Here is a 22,423-nt window from a genome sequence, read left to right on the forward strand (position 1 = left end):
GCTCGTCGGTGTACGCCTTCCGGTAGGCGGCCCAGACCTCGGTACGGGTGACGGCACGGCCCGGGCGGACCTGGGCGACGACCTGGACGCCGCGCACGGCGGGTACGGCCGTGACGGTCATCCGGGCGCGTACGCCGGTGTGCTGGGTGATCTCCGGTTCGTGGCGGTGGCCGACGGGCCCGTAGACGCGCAGGGCGGAGGCCCGTTCGGGGTGGTGACCGGCGAGTCCGGGGGTGTTGCCGGAGCCGCTGGAGCCGGTGCGGGCGTCGACCAGGACGTCGCCGTCCACGAGTTCCGCGTCCGCGAGGGGGCACAGGGCGAGGACGGCCGCCGTCGCCATGCAGCCGGGCACCGCGATCCGGTCTGCGGTCCGCAGCCGGTCGCGGTAGATCTCGGGAAGGCCGGGGACGAACGCGGTGGCGCCTGCGGCTCGGGCGGAGGAGGCCGTGCCGTAGTGCCGCCGGGCCGCCTCGGGGTCGTGGAGCCGGAAGTCGGGGCTGAGGTCGATCAGGAGCCCGGCCCTGCCGCGCAGTTCGTCGAGCCGGGCGGCGAACTCACCGTGCGGCAGTGCGCTGAACAGAACGTCGACGCGCTCCAGGCGAGCGGGGTCGGTGAAGGCGAGCTCGTCCGTGCCCCGGAGGTTGGGGTGGGCGGTGTGCAGGGGCTTGCCGGTGTGGCGCCGGGACGTCGCCTGGACCAGGTCGAAGGTGGGGTGGCCGAGCAGCAGCCGGGCCAGTTCGCCTCCGACATAGCCGGCGCCCCCGAGGATGCTGGCTCTCATGGGTTGTCGCCCTCCTGACTCGGTGCGGGTCCGGCGGTACGGGCCTTGCCCTGCGTGACCTTGCCGGGTGAGGCCTCTCCCTGCGGGGCCTCGCTCAGCACGTAATCGGCGAAGGCCTCGGCGATGGCGAAGGCGGTGGACTCGTCGCCGACCGCCGCGCCCCGGAACTCGACGCCGCTGTTGACCTCGTTGACAAGCAGCCGCCCGTCGTCGCTCTCCAGCAGGTCGACCCCGAGCAGTCCGCCGCCGACGGCCTTGGCGGCCCGCAGCGCGAGATCCTCGAGCTCGGGGGTGAGCGGGCAGCGGCTGGTGCGGGCGCCCCGTGCGACGTTGCCGATCCAGTGCTCTCCCGTCCGGTGGACGGCGGTCACAGCGCAGTCGCCCGCGACGACGACCCGGATGTCGCGCTGCGGGGTGCGGACGAACTCCTGGGCATAGATGAGCTGTTGCTGCGGCGAGGGGAGGGACTCCTTGAGAGCGAGGACTGCCTCGGCGGCGTCGATGTCGTTGATCTTGCACAGTCCCCGGCCCCAGGAGCCGTTGACGGGCTTGATCACCGCGGGCAGCCCGACCCGGCGCAGCGCCTCCTCACCGGCGGCCGGGGCGAGGGCCACGGCCGTGACGGGGACGGGGAGGCCCGCGGCGTGCAGAACCAGCGTGCTGTGGATCTTGTTGTCGCAGACGGCCACGGTCGACGCCGAGTTGGCCACCGGGATACCGAAGGCCTCGCACATACGGCTCACTTCGAGGCGCCGGGTACCGGCAATGGAGCGGTTGCACGCCATCCGCCAGGCCGGTGCCGGGTCGCCGACCCGGTAGCTGAGCGTCCGGTCGTCGATCACGACGACCGCCACACCGCGCCTCCGGAACGCTTCGAGCAGCAGCTTTTCCTCGAAGCGCACCCGGGAGGCGATCAGCGCGACAGGCCGGCCGTCACCGGTACCGGCCTCCGCCCCGGTCCTGGTCAGGTCACTCACCCCAGTCCTCTTCGATCTCGGGGGCCAGCGCGAGGGTGACTGGCCCCACCGCGACGACCTCCAGCTCCACGGCGCAGCCGGTGCACACGACGATCTCGGTGACCTCGGTGTCCGCGGCCAGGCCGACGCCCGCACCGCAGTCGGGGCAGGCCGCTCGTTCGGTCATGGTGTCCAGAGTCATCACTCACTCCACATCGAGTCTTGAAGCATCTTGCCCGCTCCGTGCGGCTGACTCAATCTAAAAGCTACAAACTCTTCAAAGTCAAGCGAGACTCTATGTAGAGTTCAGGGGTCAGCATCACTCTGTGCGTGGAGGGGGACCGAAGTGACTCTTCAAGTCATCGAACCGACCGGCGCGAGAAACAGGGAGGCGAGGGAGCACATACAACTGCCGCTGCGACTCACCGAACTGTTCAACAACGTCGCCTTCACCGGTCCGGACACCCTGGGCAACGGCCGGCTCAACGTATGGGGCAACAGCCTGCCCATCGGCACCCTGCCCACCGGTCGGATCCGGGTCTCCGGCATCGAGTTCGACGTCTCCGCGCCCGACGGCGTCGCGCCCGACAACGTGCGCTGCACCGGCCAGCTCGTCCACCTTCCGGACGGCACCGCCGCCGACTGGCTGCACCTGCTAGTCACCTCCGAGCGGCGCTGCGAGGAGACCGTTCATCTGCACTACGCCTCCGGGGCCGTGGACCCCGAGTGGATCCGTGTCTCCGACTTCTGGCCCGCCACCGGGCACTTCGGCGAGGTGCTCGCGGCCCGCTCGGCCGGCATGCACTATCCGCACCACATCCAGCCCGATCTCGGCGGTCAGGTCTGGTCGGTGCGCGTCCCGGCCGTACGCCGGGAACCACTGCGCAGTGTGCGGCTGCCCGACAACGCCGCCCTGCACCTCTTCGCCATGACCGTGGAGGGAGTCCGATGACCGTCCTGGACAGTCCAGGCCCCGTCGCAGAAGGCATCCAAGGCCCCGTCAGCATCACCCCTACCGGACCGTACGCGGGCGCGGTGCCCGTGGCCTCCTCCCCCGCCTGGTACGACGACCTCTGCAGCTGCCTCCAGGTCGACCTGGTGCACGTGCTGCGGCTCGGCGGCTGGGACCCGCTGCAGGCTCTCGGCAGCGGCTGGCGGCTGCGGGCCGTGCCCGAGGACTGCGAGCCCGTCGAGTTCTTCCACCCCGCGGGGGACGACCTGGCCTCCTCCTTCGGGATCTACCACCCGCTGACCCTGCGGTGGCACCGGCCCGCTGACGACGCCGAGGCCCACGACCAGGTGGCCGCCGCACTCGCCGACGGGATCGTACCCATTGTCTCGGTCGACAACTACCATCTGCCATTCCGCCCGGCCTACCACGACGTGCACGCCGGACACCTCCTGATGGTGACCGGGTACGACCCGGACACCCGCACCTACCGGGTCCTCGATCCGATGCCGCCCGCCTACCGAGGGCCGCTGCCCCGCGAGGTCCTGGAGCGCAGCCGCTCTTCCGCCAACCCGGACGACGGCAGCGATCCCTTCTTCGCCGGGTCCGGGCCCGCCAGGCGCTGGATGGAGGTCCGCCTGGAAGGGCCGCAGCCGGAGCCGACCTGGTCATGGCTGCGTACCGCGCTGAAGACCAACGTCCAGTCGCTGCGCGGCGCGGAGGGGGACGGCCTGCCCGCCCTCGCCGCCTACTTCGACGCCCTGCCCGGCGCCGTCGCCGCCGAGGGGGCGGCCCCGCTGCTGCGGACGTACCGCATCGGCTGGCCCGCGCAGGCCGAGGCCGGGCTGCACGCCCGGTTCCTCGCCGAGGCCGCCCGGCGCCTGGGCCGCTTCCGTCTCGCCGAGGCGGGCCGCGCCGTGGAGCTGGTCTCCCACTCCTGGACCGGCGTTCGCATCAGCGCGGCCCACGGCGAGGAGAACCCCCAAGAGGCCGCACGCCAGGTCGTCGAACACGGCCGCACCCTGCTGCGCAGTTACGAAGCGGCACTGCACGCGGTCGAGTCCGCGCTGGACCGGCCGTGACCGCCGGACGCGCCACGAACGCGCCCACGACCGAGGGAACCGAGAGAGGCGGACCGACAGGCATGACGGAGCGACCGCACCAGCTCGCGATGCTCGGCGGACCCCGCGCGGTCCCGCCGGAGACCGCCGCGCCCCGGTGGCCGGTGGTCACGCGGGGCGACGAGGAGGCCGTGGCCCGGGTCCTGACCGGCGGGCGGCTGACCGCCACGGCCGAGGGCGAGGAGGAGGTGCCAGGCCTGGAACGGGAGTGGGCCGCCTACACCGGCACCGCGCACTGCGCGGCCGTGGGCTCCGGCACCGCGGCACTCCAACTGGCCCTCGCCGCGCTCGGCGTGGGCCCGGGCGACGAGGTGGTCGTGCCCGCCGTCTCGATGAACGCCACCGCCCTTGCCGTGGTCCAGCAGGGAGCGCGGCCGGTCTTCGCGGACATCGACCCGGAGACGTACACCATGGACCCGGACGCCGTGCGCGCTGTGGCGGGTCCGCGCACCAAGGCGCTGCTCCCGGTCCATCTGCACGGGCTGCCTGCCGACATGGACGCGCTGCGGACGATCGCCGCCGAGCTCGGCGCCGCGGTCGTGGAGGACGCCGCCCAGTCACACGGAGCCGCCCACCGGGGCCGGCGCACCGGCGCACTGGGGACGGTGGGCTGCTTCAGTCTGCACCCCAGCAAGAACCTGCCCACCTGCGGCGAAGGCGGCCTACTCACCACCGACGACCCAGACATTCACGAACGCGTCCTGCGGCTCCGGCAGTTCGGCGAGGACCCACGCCCCCGACGCACCCGCAGCTATGTGTCCCACATCGCCGGATGGAACCACCGCATCGGCCCCGTGGAGGCGGCGTTCGCGCGCAGTCAGCTCGCCCGCCTCGATGAGTACGGCCGCCGCAGGGCGCCCGGGGTCCTGGCCTTCCTCGACCGGCTCGCCTCGCTGCCCGGCCTACTGGTACCGGTGGTTCCCAAGGGTTCCGTTCACGCCTGGCACATCCTGCGGTTCCGGCTGGACCCGCAGGCCCTGGGACTGGCGGACGAGGACGCCGCCGCGCTGCGCCGGGCACTGCACCGGGCGCTGCGCGCCGAGGGCGTACCGGTGTCGCGCTACCAGGAGGAGCCGCTGCCAGCGCACCCCGCCTTCACTCCGCACGTCCCCGCCGGCGCGCGGTTCCCGGTGGCCCGCGCCGTGCTCACCGATTCGCTGTGCCTGCAGCGGCGCCACCTCGACCCCGGCTCCGGTCCGGTGCTCGCCGCGTACGCCGACGGCTTCGAGAAGGTGTGGCAGCACCTCGACCTGATCCGCCGGATGGTGCGCTCGGCCTCCCCGGCCGCTCGCGGCCGGCAGGAGGTGAGCGCCGTATGACCTCCCCCACCACCACCGAGCCGCTACCGGCCTCCGCGGAAGAGGCTTCGGCGGAGGCCACCGAGGAGGCCGCGCTGCGCATCCGCCGCAGCATCGTCGGCATGGCCGCCGGCCGCCAGGGCGCGCACCTGGGTGGCAGCCTGTCCTGCGCGGACATCCTGGCCGTCCTCTACTTCAACGTACTGGACCTGCCCGGTGACTCGTTCGTGCTGAGCAAGGGCCATGCGGCACCGGCCCTGTACGCGGCGCTCGCCGCCCGCGGACTGCTCGACGAGGTCGAACTGGACGGGTACGCCTCGCCCGGCAGCCGGCTGTTCGGACACCCGTCCCGCGGGCTGCCCGGTGTGGAGTTCGCGACCGGCTCGCTCGGGCACGGTCTGGCGCTCGGCTGCGGTCTGGCGCTCGCCGGGCAGCTCCGGTGCGGCGCCGAGGAACGGGTCTTCGTCCTGATGGGGGACGGGGAGCTGCAGGAGGGTTCCGTGTGGGAGTCCCTGATGTTCGCCGGCCACCGCAAGCTGTCCCGGCTCACCGCGATCGTCGACCGCAACGGTCTACAGCAGGCCGCCTCCACGGAGGGCTCGCTGTCCCTGGAGCCGCTCGGCGACCGGCTCCGGTCCTTCGGCTGGGAGGTACGGGAGACCGACGGCCACGACCATGGTCCGCTGCGCACGGCGCTCGCCACCCCCTCCGAAAGCGGCCGGCCGGTCGCCGTGGTGGCCCGCACCGTCAAGGGGCGCGGCATCCCGTTCCTGGAGCGTCGGGTGGCAAGCCACTACGTGACGCTGAGCCCGGCACTGCACCGGCGGGCGCTTGCCGCGCTGCGCGCCGCGGGGCAGGTGGCCCGGTGACCGCCCCCGCGCCCACGCCCGCACTCGCGCATCAGCGGCCCGCGCCCGCCGGTCCCCGGGAGGTGTACCGGGAGGCTCTGACGACGCTCGCCGCGGACGACGAGCGGGTGCTCTGCCTGGACTCCGACCTGGGCGGCCTGGACACCTCCTTCGGCAGCCGGTTCCCCGAGCGCTACATCAGCACCGGCATCGCCGAGGCGAACCTGTTCACCGTGTCGGCGGGGCTCGCCGCCCGCGGACTGCGCCCCTACGCCCACACCATGGCCACGTTCGCCGCGACCCGGGCCGCCGAGCAGCTGAAGCTCGACATCGTCGGCACCGGCCTGCCGGTACGGGTGGTGGCCACCCATGCCGGCCTTTCGGCCGCGCACTTCGGCACCACGCACTACTGCCTGGAGGACCTGGCCCTCACCCGGGCGTTGCACGGGCTGACGGTAGTCGTGCCCGCCGACGTCCGGGAGATCGGCCCCGCTCTGGCGGCGCTGCACGAGCTGGACGGGCCCTCGTACCTCCGGCTCGGACGGTCGGCGACTCCGCCGGTGCACGGCGAGGCCGCCCCGCCGTTCCGGCTCGGCGAAGCCGTGACCCTGCGCGCCGGGAACGACGTCACGCTGGTCGCGTGTGGTCCGCTCCCCGTGCGCTTCGCGCTGGTCGCCGCCGACCGGCTCGCCGAGGACGGGGTAGGGGCCCGGGTGCTGCAGATCCACACCCTGGCCCCGTTCGACGAGGCGGCGGTCGCGGCCGCGACCGCCGAGACCGCCGGGCTCGTCACGGTCGAGGAGCACCGGCCGCAGGGCGGTCTCGGCGACGCGGTCACGCAGGTCGTCGCGGCCCACGCCCCCCGGCCCGTGCTGCGGGTCGCGGTGACGGGCCCATTGCCCAAGCTCGTCGACGACCACGCCGGGCTGCTCTCCGCGACGGGGGTGAGCGCGGAGACCGTCTACGGCGCCGCGCTGCGCGCGCTGGCCCTGGCCCCGCCCGGTGACGCCCGCGGGGCCCCCAGCCACCTGGCACGGCCCCGCGCCGCCGAAAAGGCCCCCCAGGCGCCCGTACCGCACCGGGCCGGCCCTGTCTCGGCCACGCGACGGGACCCGACGGCCGGTCCGGCGTCCGACGCGGGCCTGGTCCCGAAACCAGCCCGCAGCCACCCGTACCCGTACCCGAGCCCGTGCGGTGAGCCGTACGGGGCGCCCGCCCGTGGGACGACGGCGCTTCCGGCGTCCGGTCGTTGCGCACAGCAGCCCACCGCCCCGGCTCGTACCCGTCCGGCCTCATCGATCACGCCCGGAAACCCCCTCGGAAAGCAGGCCCTCATGAGCACGCAGACCACGTCCGCCGACCCGGCGTCGCAGGACTACGTCGCCGCCCTGTTCGCCCGGCTGTTGAGCGTCACCGCCCCCGGCCCCGACGACGACTTCTTCGTCCTGGGCGGGACCTCACTGTCGGCGATGGACCTGATCGCGCTGATCGAGCAGGAGCGCGGAGTGCAGCTGCCCGTTCGCGACTTCTACCGCGGCACGTCCGTCGCCGAACTCGCCGCCACCCTCGATCAGCTGTCCGAAGCCTCGGCCTGAACCGGCCGCCCGGCCCCTCCCGGAGGAGACAACAGATGCGCCTTTCGACACCGCCGTTCACCCCAGCGGACACCGATGTGACGGCCGTGGACTTCCTCGCCTCGACGTACTACACCGAGGGCGACCCGCACGCGCTGTGGACCCACCTGCGGGTCCACGACCCGGTCCATCACTTCACCCCGTCCGACGGCCGGGAGCCCTTCTGGGTGGTCACCCGGCACGCGGACGTCAGCCGGGTGCTCAAGGACCACTCGGTCTTCTCCTCCCGGCGCGGGACCATGCTCTGCATCATCGACCTGTCCATGCCGGACATCGCCTCCGACCAGATGATGCCCGACACCGACCCACCCCGGCACGGCCAGCTGCGTGACCCGCTCAACCGCGTGATGACGCCTCGTGCCGTCGCCGCCCAGGAGGAGGCCATCCGCGGCATCGTCCGCGACATGCTCGAACCCGCCCTGAACGGCGAGGTGTTCGACCTGGCGCAGGCCGCGCTGATGTTCCCCATGGCCTTCACCGGCTCCATAATGGGCCTGCCTCGCGAGACCTGGGACCGCATGTCCCGGCTGACCACGATGACCATCGCCTACGACGACCCTGAGTACATGGAGAAGGCGCCCAAGCCCACCCTGCGCCAGGCGCACCACGAGCTGTTCTCCTTCTTCAGTGACGAGATCGCCCGCCGGGACCGTACGGACCCCGGCGACGACCTGATCGGCATCCTGCTGCGGATGAACCTGGAGGGCGAGCCGCTCACCGAGCGGCAGATCATGCTCAACTGCTACAGCCTGCTCCTCGGTGCCAACGTGACCACGCCGCACGTGGTCTCCACGACGGCCCTGACCATGGCCCAGCACCCCGAGCAGTTCCGGGCCCTGAGGGAGAACCCGCAGCTGCGCGGCACGGCCTTGGAGGAGCTGCTGCGCTGGTCGTCGCCCGCCAGCCACTTCATGCGGTACGCGACGGCCGACGTGGAGCTGGGCGGGCGGACGATCCGGGCGGGTGACCCGGTCAGCGTCTGGCTGGGCTCGGCCAACCGTGACGAGCGCGTCTTCAAGGATCCGTTCACCTTCGACGTCGCCCGTCGGCCCAACCGGCACATCGCGTTCGGGGTCGGACCGCACTACTGCATCGGCTCCGGCCTCGCCCGCCTCGCGCTGCGGCTGTTCCTCGACGAGTTCGCCGAGCGGGTCGAGTCGGTCGAGCTCGCCGGCGAGCCGGTTCACCTCGCGTCGAACTTCGTGGCCGGCTTCAAGCACATGCCGGTACGGCTGACACCGCGCACCGGGACGACTCCGGCACGCTCCTTCGCCGCGGCGGGGGCGGTCGTATGAGCGTCGCGTTCCCCTCCCCCACGTCCGCGAGCTGGCTGGAACGCCGGCACCGAACGGCCGGTGCGCCGCCTCGGGTGGCGCTGTACTGCTTCCCGTTCGCGGGGGGCTCCGCTGCGTACTACCACGCCTGGGCCGAGGAGTTCCGGTCCGACGTGGAACTGGTGCCGGTGCAACTGCCAGGCCGGGGCACGCTGATGGCCGAGGAACCGGTACCGAGTGTGGCCGTGGCCGCCGACCTGGCGGCGGCGGCGATCGCCCGCTCGCCCGTCCCGGCCGCCCTGTTCGGCCACAGCATGGGCGCCGTCCTGGCATTCGAGACGGCGCGCCGGCTGGAGCGCCGCGGACATCCCGTACAGCACCTGTTCGTGTCCGGACGACCCTGCCCGACCGTGGTGCGCCCGCCGTCGCCGGTGAGCGACCTGCCGCGCGAGCGGTTCGTGGACATGCTGCGGGACTACGGCGCGGCGCCGGAGGAGGTCCTGTGCCACGACGAACTCCTCGACGTGCTGCTGCCGATGATCCGCGCGGACTTCCACCTCATCGAGAACTACCGGTACGAGCCCGAGATCGGTTCGCCGCCTCCGCTGGCCTGCCCGGTGTCGGCCTGGTGCGGCGACCGGGACCTGGAGGTGCCGCCGGAGCTGATGGCGCGTTGGGGCTTGGAGACGTCGGGGCCGTTCACGCTGGAGGTGCTCTCCGGCGGTCACTTCTTCCTCACCGAGCACCGGACGCGAATCGTGTCCGCCGTGCACGAGCTGCTGCAGGGGGTGGGAAGGTGAACGGCGGGGATGGCGACGGTCGGCTGGTCGTCCTGTGGAGCGCGCCGCGCTGCCGGTCCACCGTGTTCTCGCGCAGCATCGCCGAGCGCGGTGACTTCCTCGTACTGCACGAGCCGTTCTCGCACCTCAAGGACTTCGGCCGGGAGGAGATCGAGGGCGTGGTGTGCCGCACGGAGGCGGAGGTGATCGCGCGGCTGCTCGAACTGGGCCGGGAGCGGCGGGTGTTCGTCAAGGACACGACCGACTTCCGCTATCCGGGCGTGCTGGCGGACACCCGGTTCCTGAACGAGGCGCAGCACACCTTCATCGTGCGCGACCCGCAGGAGGCGATTGCCTCCCACTACGGGCTCAACCCCGGGCTCGGGCGGGACGAGATCGGCTTCGCGTGGCTCCGCGAGATCCACGACCGGGTCGTCGGGGCGACGGGCGCCGAGCCGGCCGTCGTCGACGCGGCGGACCTCGTCGCGGCGCCGGCGGACACGCTGCGGGCGTATTGTGCGGCGGTCGGCGTCCCGTTCCTGGAGCATGCCCTGTCGTGGCGTCCGGGCGGACTGCCCGGCTGGCAGAAGACGGCCCGCTGGCACCGCGACGCGAGCGGCAGCGACACGATCAGCGCCGCCGTCACCAGCCGTCCGCCGCTGGACGTCTCGGGCCATCCGGTGCTCGGCCCGTTCTACCGGCACCACCTCCCGCACTACGAACATCTGCGGGAACGGCGCCTGCGCGTCGCCTGACGAGACGACACCGCACCCGATGCCCCTGGCAGCCCTGCTGTCGGGGGCATCGGCGTGCCGCCCCACCGGCAAAGGGTGACGGCGGCACCCGGTGTCGGTGCCGCCGTCGCCGGAGCGGAAACGGGTCAGGTCAGGGCGCTCGCGAGGACGCGGACCGTGGGGTGGTCGTAGACGGCGGAGACCGGAAGGGCCACGGCGAAGCGCTCGTTCAGGCGGCCGATCATCCGCATGACGCGCAGCGAGTCGCCGCCCAGGACGAAGAACGTGTCGTCGCGGCCGACACGGTCAACGCCCAGGACGTCCGCCCAGACCGCGGCGATCTCACGTTCGAGTTCGCCCTCGGGCGGACTGTACGCGGCCCGGGCGGGGCCCGCTGGACCGCGCTTGCGCACGCCGGTGACGTAGGGCGCGATGTACTCGTTGGCCGGGTCGGGTCCGGCGAGCAGACAGGTCTCCGGCCGCGCGAGGGCGGCCAGCAGAAGCTGCACGCCCCGCGCCGGGTCGATGCCGCGCAGCCCCCGGTGGCGCGCGGCGGCCGCCAGCGGACTGCCCTCGTTCATGCCGGTGCGGTCCCACATGCTCCAGGCGACGCAGCGGACGGTCCGGCCCTGGGCGGTCCAGCGTTCGGCGTAGCCGTCGAGGGCCGCGTTGGCCGCCGCGTACGCGCCGAAGGAGCTGCCCCCGAAGAAGCCGTTGACGGAGGAGAAGAGCACCACCGCCGTGCCGGGCCGTCCGGCGAGGAGCCGCTCGATGGCCTGGGCGCCGCCCGCCTTGGGCCGCATCATCGCGGCGAGCCCGTCCGTCGTCTCCGCGGTCAGCGTGTGGGCGTCGAGCGCGTCCCAGTGGCCGCGCACATCGGCTCCGGCCAGGTGCAGCACGGCATCCACCGGACGGTCCCAGCGCCGCTCGGCGGCCGACACCGCGGCCTCCAGCGCGGCGCCGTCGGCCGCGTCCACGGCCGCGTACGCGACCTCGCCGAGTTCCCTGAACTCCTCCAGTGCTGCCCGGCGTTCGCCGGTGAGCTCCGACTCCGGGGTGCGGCCGGTGAGCAGCAGCCGGGCGCCAAGCGCGGACAGCAGGTAGCCGGCGACCTCGCGCCCGATCCCGCCGAGACCGCCGGTGACGAGCGCAGTGCCGCCGGTGGGCAGGATCTCGCGGGGGACGGTGAGGGTGCCGGGCTCGGGCACGGGCCGCAGTCGCTGCACATGGGCAACGCCGTCGGCGCGTACGGCGCTGACGTCCTCGCCGGGCGCGCCGCGGACGGCGGCGACGGCCGCCGTGTCGTCGGCGTCGGCGGCGATGTCGACCAGGCGTACGGCGCCGACGGTCTGCTCGGCGCGTGCAGTGCGCACCAGGGCGCTGAGCGCGGCCCGGCCCGGGTCGACGGTGTCGCCGTCGGTGACGGCGGCGGCGTGGCGGGTCAGTACGGTGACCTTGGCGCGCGGGGAGCTGGCCGCCAGGGCGCGCAGCGCGAACAGGACGCCGGTCGCGGCACGTTGCGGATCGGGGGTCCCGGAGATGTCGGCGGTGTACTCCCAGGCGTGCAGGACGTGCTCGGGTACGCCTCCGAGACCGGCGGCGATGTGGTCGAGCGCGCGGGCGTGCTGGCGGGGGTCGAGCGGGTCGATGGTGACGCTGAGCACGCCGTCGATGAGGCACGGGGAGCCGGGCGCGCCCGGCCGGACGACGGCGATCGGGCATCCCGGTCCCGTCATGTCGTCGGCGAGGGCTACCGGCAGGGCGCTGCCTTCGGGGGCGTAGACGAGCAGGGCCTCCGCCGGGGGCCGGGCGGCGACGACCGGTTCTGTGCCGCCCTCGTGCCGCCGCGCGGGCACCCAGACGGGTTCGAGGAGCCAGCTGCCGTCGGCCTCGTCCTCCGGGGTGGTGTCGTAGCGTCCCTCCGCGTACGCCGTGGCGAGTTCGGCGCGCTGGATCTTGCCGCTGGCGGTCTTCGGGAACTCGTCCTCGGAGAGGGCGATCACGGCGCGCGGGTGGAGGCCGATGTCTCGGGCGAGGGTGGTGGCGATGTCTTGTTCGAGGGTCTCCGGCGCGTGCTCGGCCGGTACGTGGAAGACGACCACGCCGTCCGTGTCACCGTCCCGTACGGGGCAGGCCGCCGCCCAGGTGGCGCGGACGCCCGGGACGGACTCGACGACGGCCTCGACCTCGTGGGAGGGGTAGTTGGCGCCGTTGACGATGAGCATGTCCTTGCTCCGGCCGGTGAGGGCCAGCCGGCCGTTCAGCAGGAAGCCCAGGTCCCCGGTGTCGAACCAGCCGTCCCCGGTGAAGGAGGACGCGTTGGCGGCGGGGTTGCCGTGGTACTCGCGCAGCAGGGTCGTGCCGAAGATGTGCAGCCGTCCGACGTGCCCCTCGGGCAGTACCTGGCCGTCCTCGTCGACGATGCGCAGGGCGACTCCGGCGACGGGCGCGCCGACGTCGGTGAAGGTGACCGCCCGCTCGGAGTCGTACGGCACTTCGGCGAGGTGGGTGTCGAGGGTGGCGGAGTCAACGCTGAACGTGCCGACTGCGGGGTCGTCGGGGTCGAGCCGGGAGTAGGTGACTCCGGAGGAGGTCTCCGACATGCCCCAGCAGGGCACCATGGCGTCGGCGGGCAGCCCGTGGGGGCGGAGCAGCCGGACGAAGCGGCGGGCGGTGCGGGCGACGACGGCCTCGCCCGCGTTGCAGATGTTGTGCAGGGACGACAGGTCCCAGCTGCCCTGCTCGATGGCGTCGGCGTGCTCGTTCACCAGGGAGAAGGCGAAGTTCGGCGCCCAGGTGTTGCTGGCCTTCCACCGGTCGATCAGGTCCAGCCAGGTCAGCGGCCGGCCGACGACGCTCTCGGTGCGGGCGTTGATGTGCTCGCAGCGCAGGAAGACGTCCCGGACATTGAACATGACGATGCCGCCGACGTGGTCGAGGGGCATCCAGTTGAGCGCGACATCGTGTTCGGTGAAGTCGTTGGCGTCGATGGCCGCGTAGGTGCGGGCGACCAGGGAGCGGTTGGCGTGGCGGACGCACTTGGGGATGCCGGTGCTTCCTGAGGTGAGCAGGTTCAGCACGTCCTGGTCGGGGGTGACCGGTTCGATGCGGCCCGGTACGGAGGCCATCAGCTCCTCGACGGCGTGGACGCGGATCCCCGGTTCGTCCCACTGGGCGGCGAGCGAGTGGACCGGCTCGCGCAGTGCGCGGTCGGTGAGGACGAGGGGCCGGTCGAGCAGCGTCCAGGCGGCGTGCAGTTTGCGGGTGACGGCATTCTCGCGCGTGTAGTCACGTGCCTCGCCCACCGGAGTGGGCAGGAAGCCGCCGAGGATGCAGGCCCAGAAGCCGGTGACGAAGGCGCGGTTGTCGTGGCACTGGAGCAGCACGGAGTCCCCGGGGCGCAGACCGAGTTCCTGGAGGCCGCCCAGGACGCGCAGGCCTTCGTCGAGGAGTTCGGCGTAGGTCTGCCGCTCGTCCGTCCCGTCGGCGCGTACGTAGACCGTTCCGCGTCCGATGGCGGAAGCGGCCGCCTGGAGGAGCGCCTCCTGCAGGGTGCGCGCGGCACCGGGCGGCACCACGGGTTCGGGTCCCGCGGCCAGAGCAGGCCGCGGCGGGGCTTGGGTCATGAGGCTTCCTCCAGCTCGGTGGGCGCGAGGGGCCGGGCGGTCTCCAGTGCCGAGATCAGGACCGCCACGGCCTGCGGCGTCATGTCGTTGACGAAGTAATGGCCTCCGGGCACGTGGGCGACGTCCCGTGGCGGCGCGGTGGTGTGCTCGCGCCAGGCGGCGGCGTCGGCCTCGGTGACGACGGTGTCCGCGTCGCCCCGCACCGGCAGGACGGGGAACGGCAGGAGGGCTGCGCCGGGGTCGCCCTGATGGGTCTCCCACAGAGCGAAGTCGGCGCGCAGCAGGGGCAGCAGGAACTCCATGAAGGCGGCGTTGCCGAGCAGTCGTTCGGGGATGCCGCCGAGCGCGCGGACCCCGTCGAGGAAGGCCTCGTCGGGCAGGGTGTGCAGGGGCTGCGCGCGGGCCGGCAGGTGCGGGGCCCGGTGTCCGGCGGCGATCAGCAGCCGGGGCGGTTCGGCGCCGCGGCGCACCAGTTCCCGGGCGGTCTCCGCTCCCAGTACGGCGCCCGCGCAGTGCCCGTACACGGCGTACGGCACGGTGGTGTACGGGCGCAGGGCGAGCGCGCACGCACGGGCGAGCGGTCCGACGCCGGAGGGCAGCGCGTCGCGCGCGCGGTCCTCCCGGCCGGGCGGCTGGACAGCGACGATCTCGATGTCCTCGGGCAGCATTGCGGGCCAGGAACGGTAGAGGGAGGCGCCCGTTCCGGCGTACGGGAAGCACAGCAGCCGCAGCCGGGGGCGTCCCGGGCGCGCGGCGCGGCGCACCCAGGGCGATTCGGCGGTGAACACGGGCGGTGCGGGAACGCCGGGTGCGGGGACGAGCGTGGTCATGAGGCCCGCCTTCGGGTGATGGCCGGCAGGGCCGGGACGGGGGCGGGCCTGCGGCCCGCCAGGAGCTGTGCGAGCGCCGCAGGCGTGGGGAACAGGAACAGGTCCTGCAGGGACACCTCCAGCGGCACCCGCTGCCTCAGCCTCACCAGCATGCGTCCGGCGTCGAGGGAGCCGCCGCCGAAGTCCATGAAGTCGTCGTCGGCGCCGTAGCGGATCTCGCCGAGGACCTCGGCCCACAGTTCGGCGATCGTCGTCTCCAGTCCCTCCGCGGGCTTCCGGTACGGGGCGCGGACCCGCCACTGCGTCCAGTCCTCGGGAGGCAGTGCGCGTCGGTCGACCTTCTTGTTGGCGTTACGGGGAAGTTCCGCGAGGTGGACGAAGGCGATCGGGATCATGTAGTCGGGCAGCCGCTCGGCGAGGAAGTCCCGCAGCACGGTGCCTGCGAGCCCGTCGTGGCCCGGCCTGACCACCAGGCAGGCGACCAACTGGGTGTCACCGGCCGCGGAGCGCACGGGTACGACGGCCGCCTCCGCGGTGCCCGGGTGGGAGAGCAACGCGGTCTCGACATCGCCGAGTTCGACCCGGCAGCCGCGAACCTTGACCATGTCGTCGGTCCTGCCGTGGTGTTCGAGCAGTCCGTCGGCGCGGTAGCGGCCGAGGTCGCCGGACCGGTAGAGGCGGCTGCCCGCGGGGCCGTGCGCGTCAGGCCGGAACCGGTCCGCAGTGAGCGCCGGGTCCCCCCAGTAGCCCAGGGCGGCCTCCGGGCTGCCGAACCAGATCTCGCCGAGGGCGCCGACCGGCAGGAGTTCGTCCTCGTCGCCGAGGATCCGCATCCGGACCCCGGGGTTGGCCCGCCCGATGGGCGGCGGGGCGAGCCGATCCTGCGCGGTCGCGGTGGAGGCGGTCAGGCGCTTTTCCCAGGGCTGCAGCGGGCTGGCGACGAACAGCGCCTCGTGGCAGCCGTAGCCGACGGCCACCTCGAACGGCAGGTCGGAGGGGCCCCATCGGTGCAGTTTCTCGCCGCCCATGATGAGGACCCGTACGGGTGTGTCCGGCGGCCAGGGGAGCCGCTGGAGGCTGTTCCCGATGGAGGTGACGACGAACACGGAGTGGATGCCGCTCGCGACGACCCAGTCCCGGAAGGCGGGCGGGTCGGCGAGGGTGCCGGGCTCGGCGACGTGGACGGTGGCGCCGACGACGAGCATCCGGGCGACCTCGGCCATGGTGGTGCCGAACCCGGTGGGGGTCGTCCAGCTCCCGCGGTCCCCCGGCCCAAGGAGCGTCGCGTCGGCGAACGAGGCGCCGGCGTGGACGATCACCCGGTGCTGACCGTAGACGGCCTTGGGTTCGCCGGTGGAGCCGGACGTCTGCATGATGTAGGCCAGGTCGTCGGGGCGGATGTCCAGGCCCGGGTCCAGGTCGGGCAGAGCGGCCAGTTCGCCATCGAGGGTGTCCCTGAGCAGGATGCGGTCCGGCAGGAGCCCGGCGGCGGGGGTTGCGGCGACTGTGATCACCAGCCGGGGCGGCACCTTGGCGAAGACGCTCGCCAGCCGGGCGGCCGGTGCCGCCGGGTCGATCGGGAGGACCACGCCGCCCGCCTTGTGCACGGCGAGGAGTGCCTCGACCCACTCGGCCGAGCGAGGCAGGCTGAGGGCGACGACGTCACCGCGGCGCAGGCCCCGGGCGGTCAGGTGGTGGGCCAGCCGGTTGGCACGGGCGTTCAGTTCGCCGTACGTGATCCGCTCGGCACCTCGGACCACGGCGAGGGTGCCGGGCGAACGCCGGGCGTGCTGTTCCACGAGTGTGTGCAGTGCGGCCTGCGGCTCCCAGCGGTCGGGGAGGTCGCTAAACTCGTGGAGCAGCTCGTGGGTGTCCTGCTCGTCCAGCATGACGAGCCGGTGGTGCGGAGCGTCGGGGGCGTCGAGTCCGGAGCGCAGCAGCCGGAGGAAGTGGCGGGCCAGCGCGGTGATCGTGCGCCGGGTGAACGCGTCGGAGCGGTAGCGGATCTCGGCGGCACCGCCGGATGTGATCACCAGTTCGAGCTCGGTCTCCGTGGCAGGGTCGGTGGCCTCCGTCGCGTTCCACTCGGCCGGCAGCGCGGGGCGCAGGGCGACGACGGAGGCGTACGGGCTCGGGCTCTGCTCGGAGACCAGTCGCCCGGCGAACTGGGCGAGCAGCGGGGCGGGCAGCGTCGCCTCGTCGAGCCCGCGTCGCACGCCCTCCGCCACCTGACCGGCGACCGCCCGCAGTCCGCCTGTGTGCGTCACCACGGGCAGTACCTCGGCCACGGCCCCTCGCGGCCGTCGCCCCGGCCGTACCCGGTCGGTCTCCACCCCGACCACCAACTCGCCCAACCGCGACCACCGATGCAGCACCAGCGCCCACGCGGCCACGAGCACCTCGCCCCCGGGCACGGCGTCGACCTGGCCACCGGTGAGCGCGGCGGCCGCGCCGCCCCCGCCGGGTGCCCCGGGTGCGGCCTCCCCGCCGAGTGCGGCGAGTGCCGCAGCCGCGGCGAGGAGGTCGTCGGGAAGGACGAAGCGGTGGCGCGACCAGGCTGGGGGACGCGTGTGGTCACCGAGGGCGGGGATGCGCGGCAGCACGTTGTCGAACGGCACGCCGAGCAGCTCCTTGCGCAGCCGCGCGAGCTGCTCGTCCGTCGGAACGGAACCCGGGCCCGCCGCCGAAGTCGACGCGCGGCCCGCCGCAGAGGCAGGCGCGAGGCCGGACGCCGAAGCGGAACCCGGACCCGCCGTAGAAGCGGAAGCCGAGCCGTCCGCCGAGGCGGACGCGAATCCGGACGCGGGCGGCGAAGCCCCGTCCGTCGCCGGAGCGGGGCGGGTTCCGTCCTCGGCGGGCCCGCACAGGCTTGCGAGCCGGGACAGCAGGAGGCCCGCGTCCGCGTGGTCGACGAGCATGCGGTCGAGGATCAGGGAGAGGCGGAGGCCGGACGGGGTGGTGGCGATCAGGGCGCGCGCCAGGGTGGGTCCGCTGCCGCCTGGGTCCTCGTGCTCTCCGGGCTCGCTCTCGAACCGCTCCAGGAGGAGCGCGGCAGCGTCCTCCGGTACGTGTACCCGGCGGACCGTGATCCCCGCCGCGTCGGGGTCGACCACGAGGGACCCGTCGGGCCGCCGCAGGGTCGCCGCAAAACTGTCCGGGTACTCCGCGGCCAGCGCGTGCAGCGCCTCGTCGAGCCGCTCCTCGCCGATGTGCGCGGGCGGTTCGAGGCGCAGGGCGAGCCTGCGTACCCGCGAGGTCCGCGCGACGGTGCGGAACCTGTCGAGCGCGGGGTCCACCGCCGTCCTGGCGGCGGCCGGGAACACCGTTCCTTGGTCGCTCACGGGGTCACTCCCTTCGTCTTCGCTCCAAAACCGTTGTCCCCCAGCAGCGCGGCGACCTCCTCGTCGTCGCGGTTCTCCACCATCGCGAGCACGTCGAGGACGCTCTGCCGACGGCTGCGGGTCCGCTCCAGGAGGGCGTCCACCGCCAGGGCGGTACCGGACACGGTCGGGTTGCGGAAGAAGTCGGCGATGGGCAGTTCGACGCCGAACACGGCCTTGACCTTCGGTGCGATACGGATCGCCTGGAGGCTGGTGCCGCCGAGGGCGAAGAAGTTGTCGCGGTTGCCGACCCGGGAGGTGGCGAGGAACGGCTTGAACACCTCCTCCGCGAGAAGCCGTTCGGTCTCCGTGCGCTCGCTGTCGTCCGTGTCGTCGTCCAGCGGCGCGAACTCGACGGCGGGCAGCGCCTTGCGGTCCACCTTGCCGCTGGCGGTGAGCGGGATGTCGTCCAGCGGCACCAGGAACGTGGGGACCATGGTCGGCGGCAGCCGGTCTGCCAGGTTGGTCCGTACGGAGTCCAGGTGCAGCGGGCTGTCCGGCGCTCCGGTGACGTAAGCGACCAGAAGGTTGTCGCCGCGCGGGCCGGTCACCACATGGGCGACGGCCTGTCCGATCTCGGGGACGGCGAGCAGCGCGGCCTCGACCTCACCGAGTTCGATGCGTACGCCGCGGACCTTGACCTGGCGGTCGATCCGCCCGCGGAAGACGATGTCGCCGTCGCTCTGCCAGCCGGCGAGGTCGCCGGTGAGGTACATCCGGGACCCGGGCGGCCCGTAGGGGTCGGGCCGGAAGCGCTCGGCGGTCTGGTCGGGCCGTCCGAGATATCCGCGGCCGAGGCCGGCGCCGGCGACGGCGAGCTCGCCGCAGGCCGACGGGGGCAGCAGGTCAAGCTTCTCGTCGAGGACGTACGCCCGGTGGTTGCGCATGGCGCGGCCGATCGGCGGGGAGGCGTGCCAGGTGCCCTCGCACCGCTTGGCGATGACGGTGACGGTGGTCTCCGTCGGGCCGTAGCCGTTCCAGAAGGCGCGGCCGCCGGCCGCCCAGCGGGTGGTGAGCTCGCCGCTGAAGGCCTCGCCGCCGACGAAGCAGACCCGCAGCTCGGGGTAGTTCTCCGGGGTGAGCAGATCCATGATCGCCGGAGGGAGGTCGATCACGGTGATGCGCTGCTCGGCGAGGATCCGGTCCAGTACGGAGATGTCCCGGCGTTCGTCCTCGTCGGCGAGGTAGACGCTCGCTCCGGTGAGGAGCGCCCCGAAGAGCTCGAAGACGGAGACGTCGAAGCCGGGGGAGGCGAACGCGAGGAAGCGGTCGTCGGCGGTGAGACCGAACATCTCCTGTGTGGTGCGGACGAAGTTGGTGACGTTGCGGTGCTCGACGAGGACTCCCTTGGGGCGGCCCGTGGAGCCGGAGGTGAAGATCGAGTAGGCCAGGTCGGCCGGGTCGGTCAGGACCGCCGGTGCGGCATCCCGCTCCTCCGCGTCGAGGGCTTCGACATCGATCAGCCGCCAGGGACCGTCGGGCAGTTCACCCGCGGTCGTGGCGTCCCCGAGGACCACGCGTACCCCGGCGTCCGTGAGGACGGCCTCGTTACGGGCGGCCGGGTTGCCCAGGTCGAGCGGCACGTAGGCGGCACCGGACTTGAGGGCGGCGAGGACGGCCTCCACAAGTCGCGGGGTGCGGCGCATGGCGACGCCGATGAGCTCACCGGGGGCGGCGCCGAGTTCGGCCAGGCGGTGGGCGAGGGCGTTGGCCCGGCGGTCCAGTTGACGGTACGTGAGGGTGCCGTGCGGACCGGTGACCGCGGTGCGGTCGGGGTGGGCGGCGGCCGTGCGGGCGAACACCCCGTGCACGGTCTCCGCCTCGCCAGGGTCACCAGAGGTGTCCGAGTCACCGGCAGGAACGTTCCAGCGGGTCAGGATGGCGCGCCGCTCGTCCTCTGTGGCCAGCGGGGCACGAGTGAACGGCGCCTCGGGGTCGACGCAGAGGGTGCGCAGCTGGCCTAGGTAGCGGTCCAGGAAGAGCCGGGCCGTCTCGGGGGCGTAGAGGCTGGTGGCGTAACGGATCCGCAGGACAGGTGTCCTGGAGCCGAGTTCGGCGGAGAGGGCGAACTCGAAGGGAGAGCTGCCGGTGTCGAGCTGCTCCAGGGTGATGGTGAGGTCCCCAGCGTCGGCCTGCCGCTGGGCGGGCGGCGTGGTCTCGAAGCCGATCTGGACGAGCGGCAGCCTGCCCTGGTCCGGTTCGACTCCGGCGGCGGACAGCAGCTCCTTGAAGGGCAGACCGCCGTGGTCGTCGGCGGCGATCCGGGCCTCGTGCGTGAGGCGGACCAGGTCGGAGAAGGAGGTGGCGCCGTCGGTGTCGACGCGGACGGGCAGCAGCTGGCCGCAGTCGCCGACCAGCAGGTCGGGGTCGAAGGCGTCGAAGACGTCACCGGGCACCCCGATGAGCAGGTCGGTACGCGAGGTGAGGCGGCCTACCAGCGCGAAGTAGGCGGCGAGCAGCACGTCCTGGTCGGGGACCCCGAGCCGGTCGGCCAGTGCGGCGACGGAGCGGGAGAGCGGTTCGTCCAGGGTGCGCTGCACGGTGCCCGCGGTGAGGTCGAGGACGAGTCCGCGCGGCCGGTCGGGGGCGATCTCGGTGCTCTCCCAGCCGGAGAGGGCACCGCGCCACCAGTTCCAGTGGTCGGACGCCTCCTCGGAGGCGGCCCAATCCCGCTGCCAGGCGGCGTAGGCGCCGAACTGGGGCCGGTCCGGCCGGTCCTCATGCGGTGCCGTGCGGCCGGCGGGGGATCCGCCGGTGCGCGCGGCGTAGGCGGCGGCGAGGTCGCGCAGTACGACGTCGGCGGAGCGGGGATCGAAGACCAGGTGGTGGGAGAACCACAGCAGGACGTGCCGGTCTTCGGCGACCTTCAGCAGCCGCAGTCGGACCAGCGGCCCGCCGTCCAGGTCGAACCCGTGACGCAGTTCCTCACGGGCCAGGGCTTCACAGCGCTCGGGCAGCCGCTCCTCGCCGACCGTCTCGGCGGTGAGCCGGCCGCCCGGCCTTCCCCTTACGATCTGCTCGCCGGAGGGGTGGTCATGCGGGAACACCGAACGGAGCACCGTGTGCCGGTCGAATATCTCGTCGAGCGCGGCGGACAGCGCGCCCTGGTCCAGGTCGCCGTGCAGGGTGTAGGCGAAGGCAAGGGCGTACCGGCTGTCGCCCGGTGACACCTTGTCGAAGACCCATAGCTGCTCCTGGCGGAAGGTGAGGGGCGACACCCTGGTCCCGCGGTCCACATTGCCGATTCCCTGAAGGAACTGCTCTCGTCGCTCGGCGGGCAGACTTCGCAGCCGGCGCAGGAGCTCGCTCTCTTGTGTCATCGCGGCCTTCCCCCAACTCGGGTTACATGTCGACTTCCATCAACAGTCTTCGTTGATTATGTTGACTGTAGTACGGTGAGGAAAGTCTCGACAAGGGTGAGGCCATGGACTTCAGCATTCTGCGGACAACAGACGAGTTTCGCCGTGAGCTGCGCGAGGTGCTGTACTCGCCTGCCGTCGACGACCTGGTCAATGCGGTCGCGGTGCAGGCGGACGGAATGGACGGCAATGTCCGTGAGCTCTATCGACACTTGGGGAAACACGGGGTGCTCGCCCCGGCGTGGCCCTCCGAGTACGGCGGAAGGGACGGTGATTTCACCGAGACCGTCGTCCTGATGGAGGAGCTTGTCCAGCGTGGTGTTCCACAGAGTCTCTACTTCATCTCCGTTCAGATTGTAGGATCGCTCATCCTGCAGTCCGGTACGGAGGAGCAGAAGCTCGCTCTGCTGCCCCGGCTCGCCTCCGGTGACCTCGCGGCGTGCATCCTGTTCACCGAGCCGGACAACGGCTCCGACCTCGCGGGCGTCGTCACGCGCGCCGAGCAGGATGCCCGTACCGGCGTGTGGACAGTGAACGGGCGCAAGAAGTTCAACCTCAAGACCGCCTACGCGGATGTGGCGCTGATCGCCGCCCGCACCGACGACTCGGTCAGCCAGTACGAGGGCATCAGCCTGTTCCTCGCCCCGCTCTCCGCGCCCGGGGTGACGGTCCGTCCGCTGCCCAGCCTGGCCGACGAGCAGTTCCACGACGTCTCCCTGGACGGGGTCCGGCTCGACGACGACGCCGTACTGGGTGCACCGGGCGAGGGGTGGTCCCTGATCACCGGGATGTTCTCGGCGGAGCGCAGCGGTGTCGACTACTACGCCCGCGGCCTGCACTGGCTGCGGCTGGCC

15 protein-coding genes and 1 pseudogene are annotated in these 22,423 nt (G+C 72.8%); 9 read left to right on the forward strand and 7 right to left on the reverse strand.

Annotated elements, in window-relative coordinates; all coding sequences use genetic code 11:
* The 3 genes and pseudogenes from RH94_RS10315 to lysW all read right to left on the reverse strand — a co-directional run.
* Positions 1-781: pseudogene (locus RH94_RS10315) on the reverse strand (N-acetyl-gamma-glutamyl-phosphate reductase); the annotation flags it as partial.
* The gene (locus tag RH94_RS10320; RefSeq protein ID WP_073947323.1) at positions 778-1,758 is read right to left on the reverse strand and encodes a RimK family alpha-L-glutamate ligase; all 981 of its coding nucleotides are present in this window, start codon (positions 1,756-1,758) and stop codon (positions 778-780) included. The gene RH94_RS10320 and the pseudogene RH94_RS10315, both read right to left, overlap by 4 nt.
* A complete protein-coding gene (gene lysW / locus RH94_RS10325; RefSeq protein ID WP_199880918.1) occupies positions 1,751-1,939 on the reverse strand; it encodes a lysine biosynthesis protein LysW in 189 nt (62 codons plus the stop codon). The genes RH94_RS10320 and lysW overlap by 8 nt, the downstream gene beginning before the upstream one ends.
* Before the next feature lie 144 nt (positions 1,940-2,083).
* Between lysW and RH94_RS10330 the strand changes: the two genes are divergently transcribed.
* The 8 genes from RH94_RS10330 to RH94_RS10365 all read left to right on the forward strand — a co-directional run bounded on the left by RH94_RS10330 (position 2,084) and on the right by RH94_RS10365 (position 10,395).
* Positions 2,084-2,689, forward strand: coding sequence for a hypothetical protein (locus RH94_RS10330; protein WP_199880919.1), 606 nt, complete (start codon positions 2,084-2,086; stop codon positions 2,687-2,689).
* Entirely contained in the window at positions 2,686-3,768 is a 1,083-nt protein-coding gene (locus RH94_RS10335) for a BtrH N-terminal domain-containing protein (protein WP_079188962.1), read from the forward strand. The genes RH94_RS10330 and RH94_RS10335 overlap by 4 nt, the downstream gene beginning before the upstream one ends.
* Positions 3,769-3,830: 62 nt before the next feature.
* Positions 3,831-5,126: a DegT/DnrJ/EryC1/StrS family aminotransferase gene (locus RH94_RS10340; RefSeq protein ID WP_073947324.1), complete on the forward strand. Its 1,296-nt coding sequence runs from the start codon at positions 3,831-3,833 to the stop codon at positions 5,124-5,126.
* On the forward strand, positions 5,123-5,974 hold the full coding sequence (locus tag RH94_RS10345; RefSeq protein WP_073947325.1) for a transketolase: 852 nt from the start codon (positions 5,123-5,125) through the stop codon (positions 5,972-5,974). The genes RH94_RS10340 and RH94_RS10345 overlap by 4 nt, the downstream gene beginning before the upstream one ends.
* Positions 5,971-7,548, forward strand: coding sequence for a transketolase C-terminal domain-containing protein (locus tag RH94_RS10350; RefSeq protein ID WP_073947326.1), 1,578 nt, complete (start codon positions 5,971-5,973; stop codon positions 7,546-7,548). The genes RH94_RS10345 and RH94_RS10350 overlap by 4 nt, the downstream gene beginning before the upstream one ends.
* A 35-nt stretch (positions 7,549-7,583) precedes the next feature.
* Entirely contained in the window at positions 7,584-8,882 is a 1,299-nt protein-coding gene (locus RH94_RS10355; protein ID WP_073947327.1) for a cytochrome P450, read from the forward strand.
* The gene (locus RH94_RS10360) at positions 8,879-9,661 is read left to right on the forward strand and encodes a thioesterase II family protein (RefSeq protein WP_079188963.1); all 783 of its coding nucleotides are present in this window, start codon (positions 8,879-8,881) and stop codon (positions 9,659-9,661) included. The genes RH94_RS10355 and RH94_RS10360 overlap by 4 nt, the downstream gene beginning before the upstream one ends.
* Positions 9,658-10,395 carry a sulfotransferase-like domain-containing protein gene (locus tag RH94_RS10365; protein WP_073947328.1) on the forward strand — a complete coding sequence of 246 codons (738 nt, stop codon included), beginning with the start codon at positions 9,658-9,660 and terminating at the stop codon, positions 10,393-10,395. The genes RH94_RS10360 and RH94_RS10365 overlap by 4 nt, the downstream gene beginning before the upstream one ends.
* Before the next feature lie 125 nt (positions 10,396-10,520).
* On the opposite strand, the gene RH94_RS10370 is transcribed toward RH94_RS10365, so the two are convergent.
* Genes RH94_RS10370 through RH94_RS10385 form a run of 4 tightly spaced genes read right to left on the reverse strand, consistent with a single transcriptional unit; the run spans position 10,521 to position 21,530 of the window.
* A complete protein-coding gene (locus RH94_RS10370) occupies positions 10,521-14,000 on the reverse strand; it encodes an SDR family NAD(P)-dependent oxidoreductase (RefSeq protein ID WP_079188964.1) in 3,480 nt (1,159 codons plus the stop codon).
* Positions 13,997-14,830: a thioesterase II family protein gene (locus RH94_RS10375; protein ID WP_073947330.1), complete on the reverse strand. Its 834-nt coding sequence runs from the start codon at positions 14,828-14,830 to the stop codon at positions 13,997-13,999. The genes RH94_RS10370 and RH94_RS10375 overlap by 4 nt, the downstream gene beginning before the upstream one ends.
* Complete coding sequence (locus RH94_RS10380) at positions 14,827-18,171, reverse strand: non-ribosomal peptide synthetase (protein WP_143203991.1); 3,345 nt, start codon at positions 18,169-18,171, stop codon at positions 14,827-14,829. The genes RH94_RS10375 and RH94_RS10380 overlap by 4 nt, the downstream gene beginning before the upstream one ends.
* The gene (locus RH94_RS10385; protein WP_079188965.1) at positions 18,168-21,530 is read right to left on the reverse strand and encodes a non-ribosomal peptide synthetase; all 3,363 of its coding nucleotides are present in this window, start codon (positions 21,528-21,530) and stop codon (positions 18,168-18,170) included. The genes RH94_RS10380 and RH94_RS10385 overlap by 4 nt, the downstream gene beginning before the upstream one ends.
* Positions 21,531-21,634: 104 nt before the next feature.
* On the opposite strand from RH94_RS10385, the gene RH94_RS41270 reads away from it, so the two are divergent.
* On the forward strand, positions 21,635-22,423 hold a 789-nt coding region (locus tag RH94_RS41270; RefSeq protein WP_199880920.1), incomplete at its 3' end, for an acyl-CoA dehydrogenase family protein.

Source organism: Streptomyces kebangsaanensis (genome assembly GCF_001906585.1).
Classification (GTDB): Bacteria; Actinomycetota; Actinomycetes; order Streptomycetales; family Streptomycetaceae; genus Streptomyces; species Streptomyces kebangsaanensis.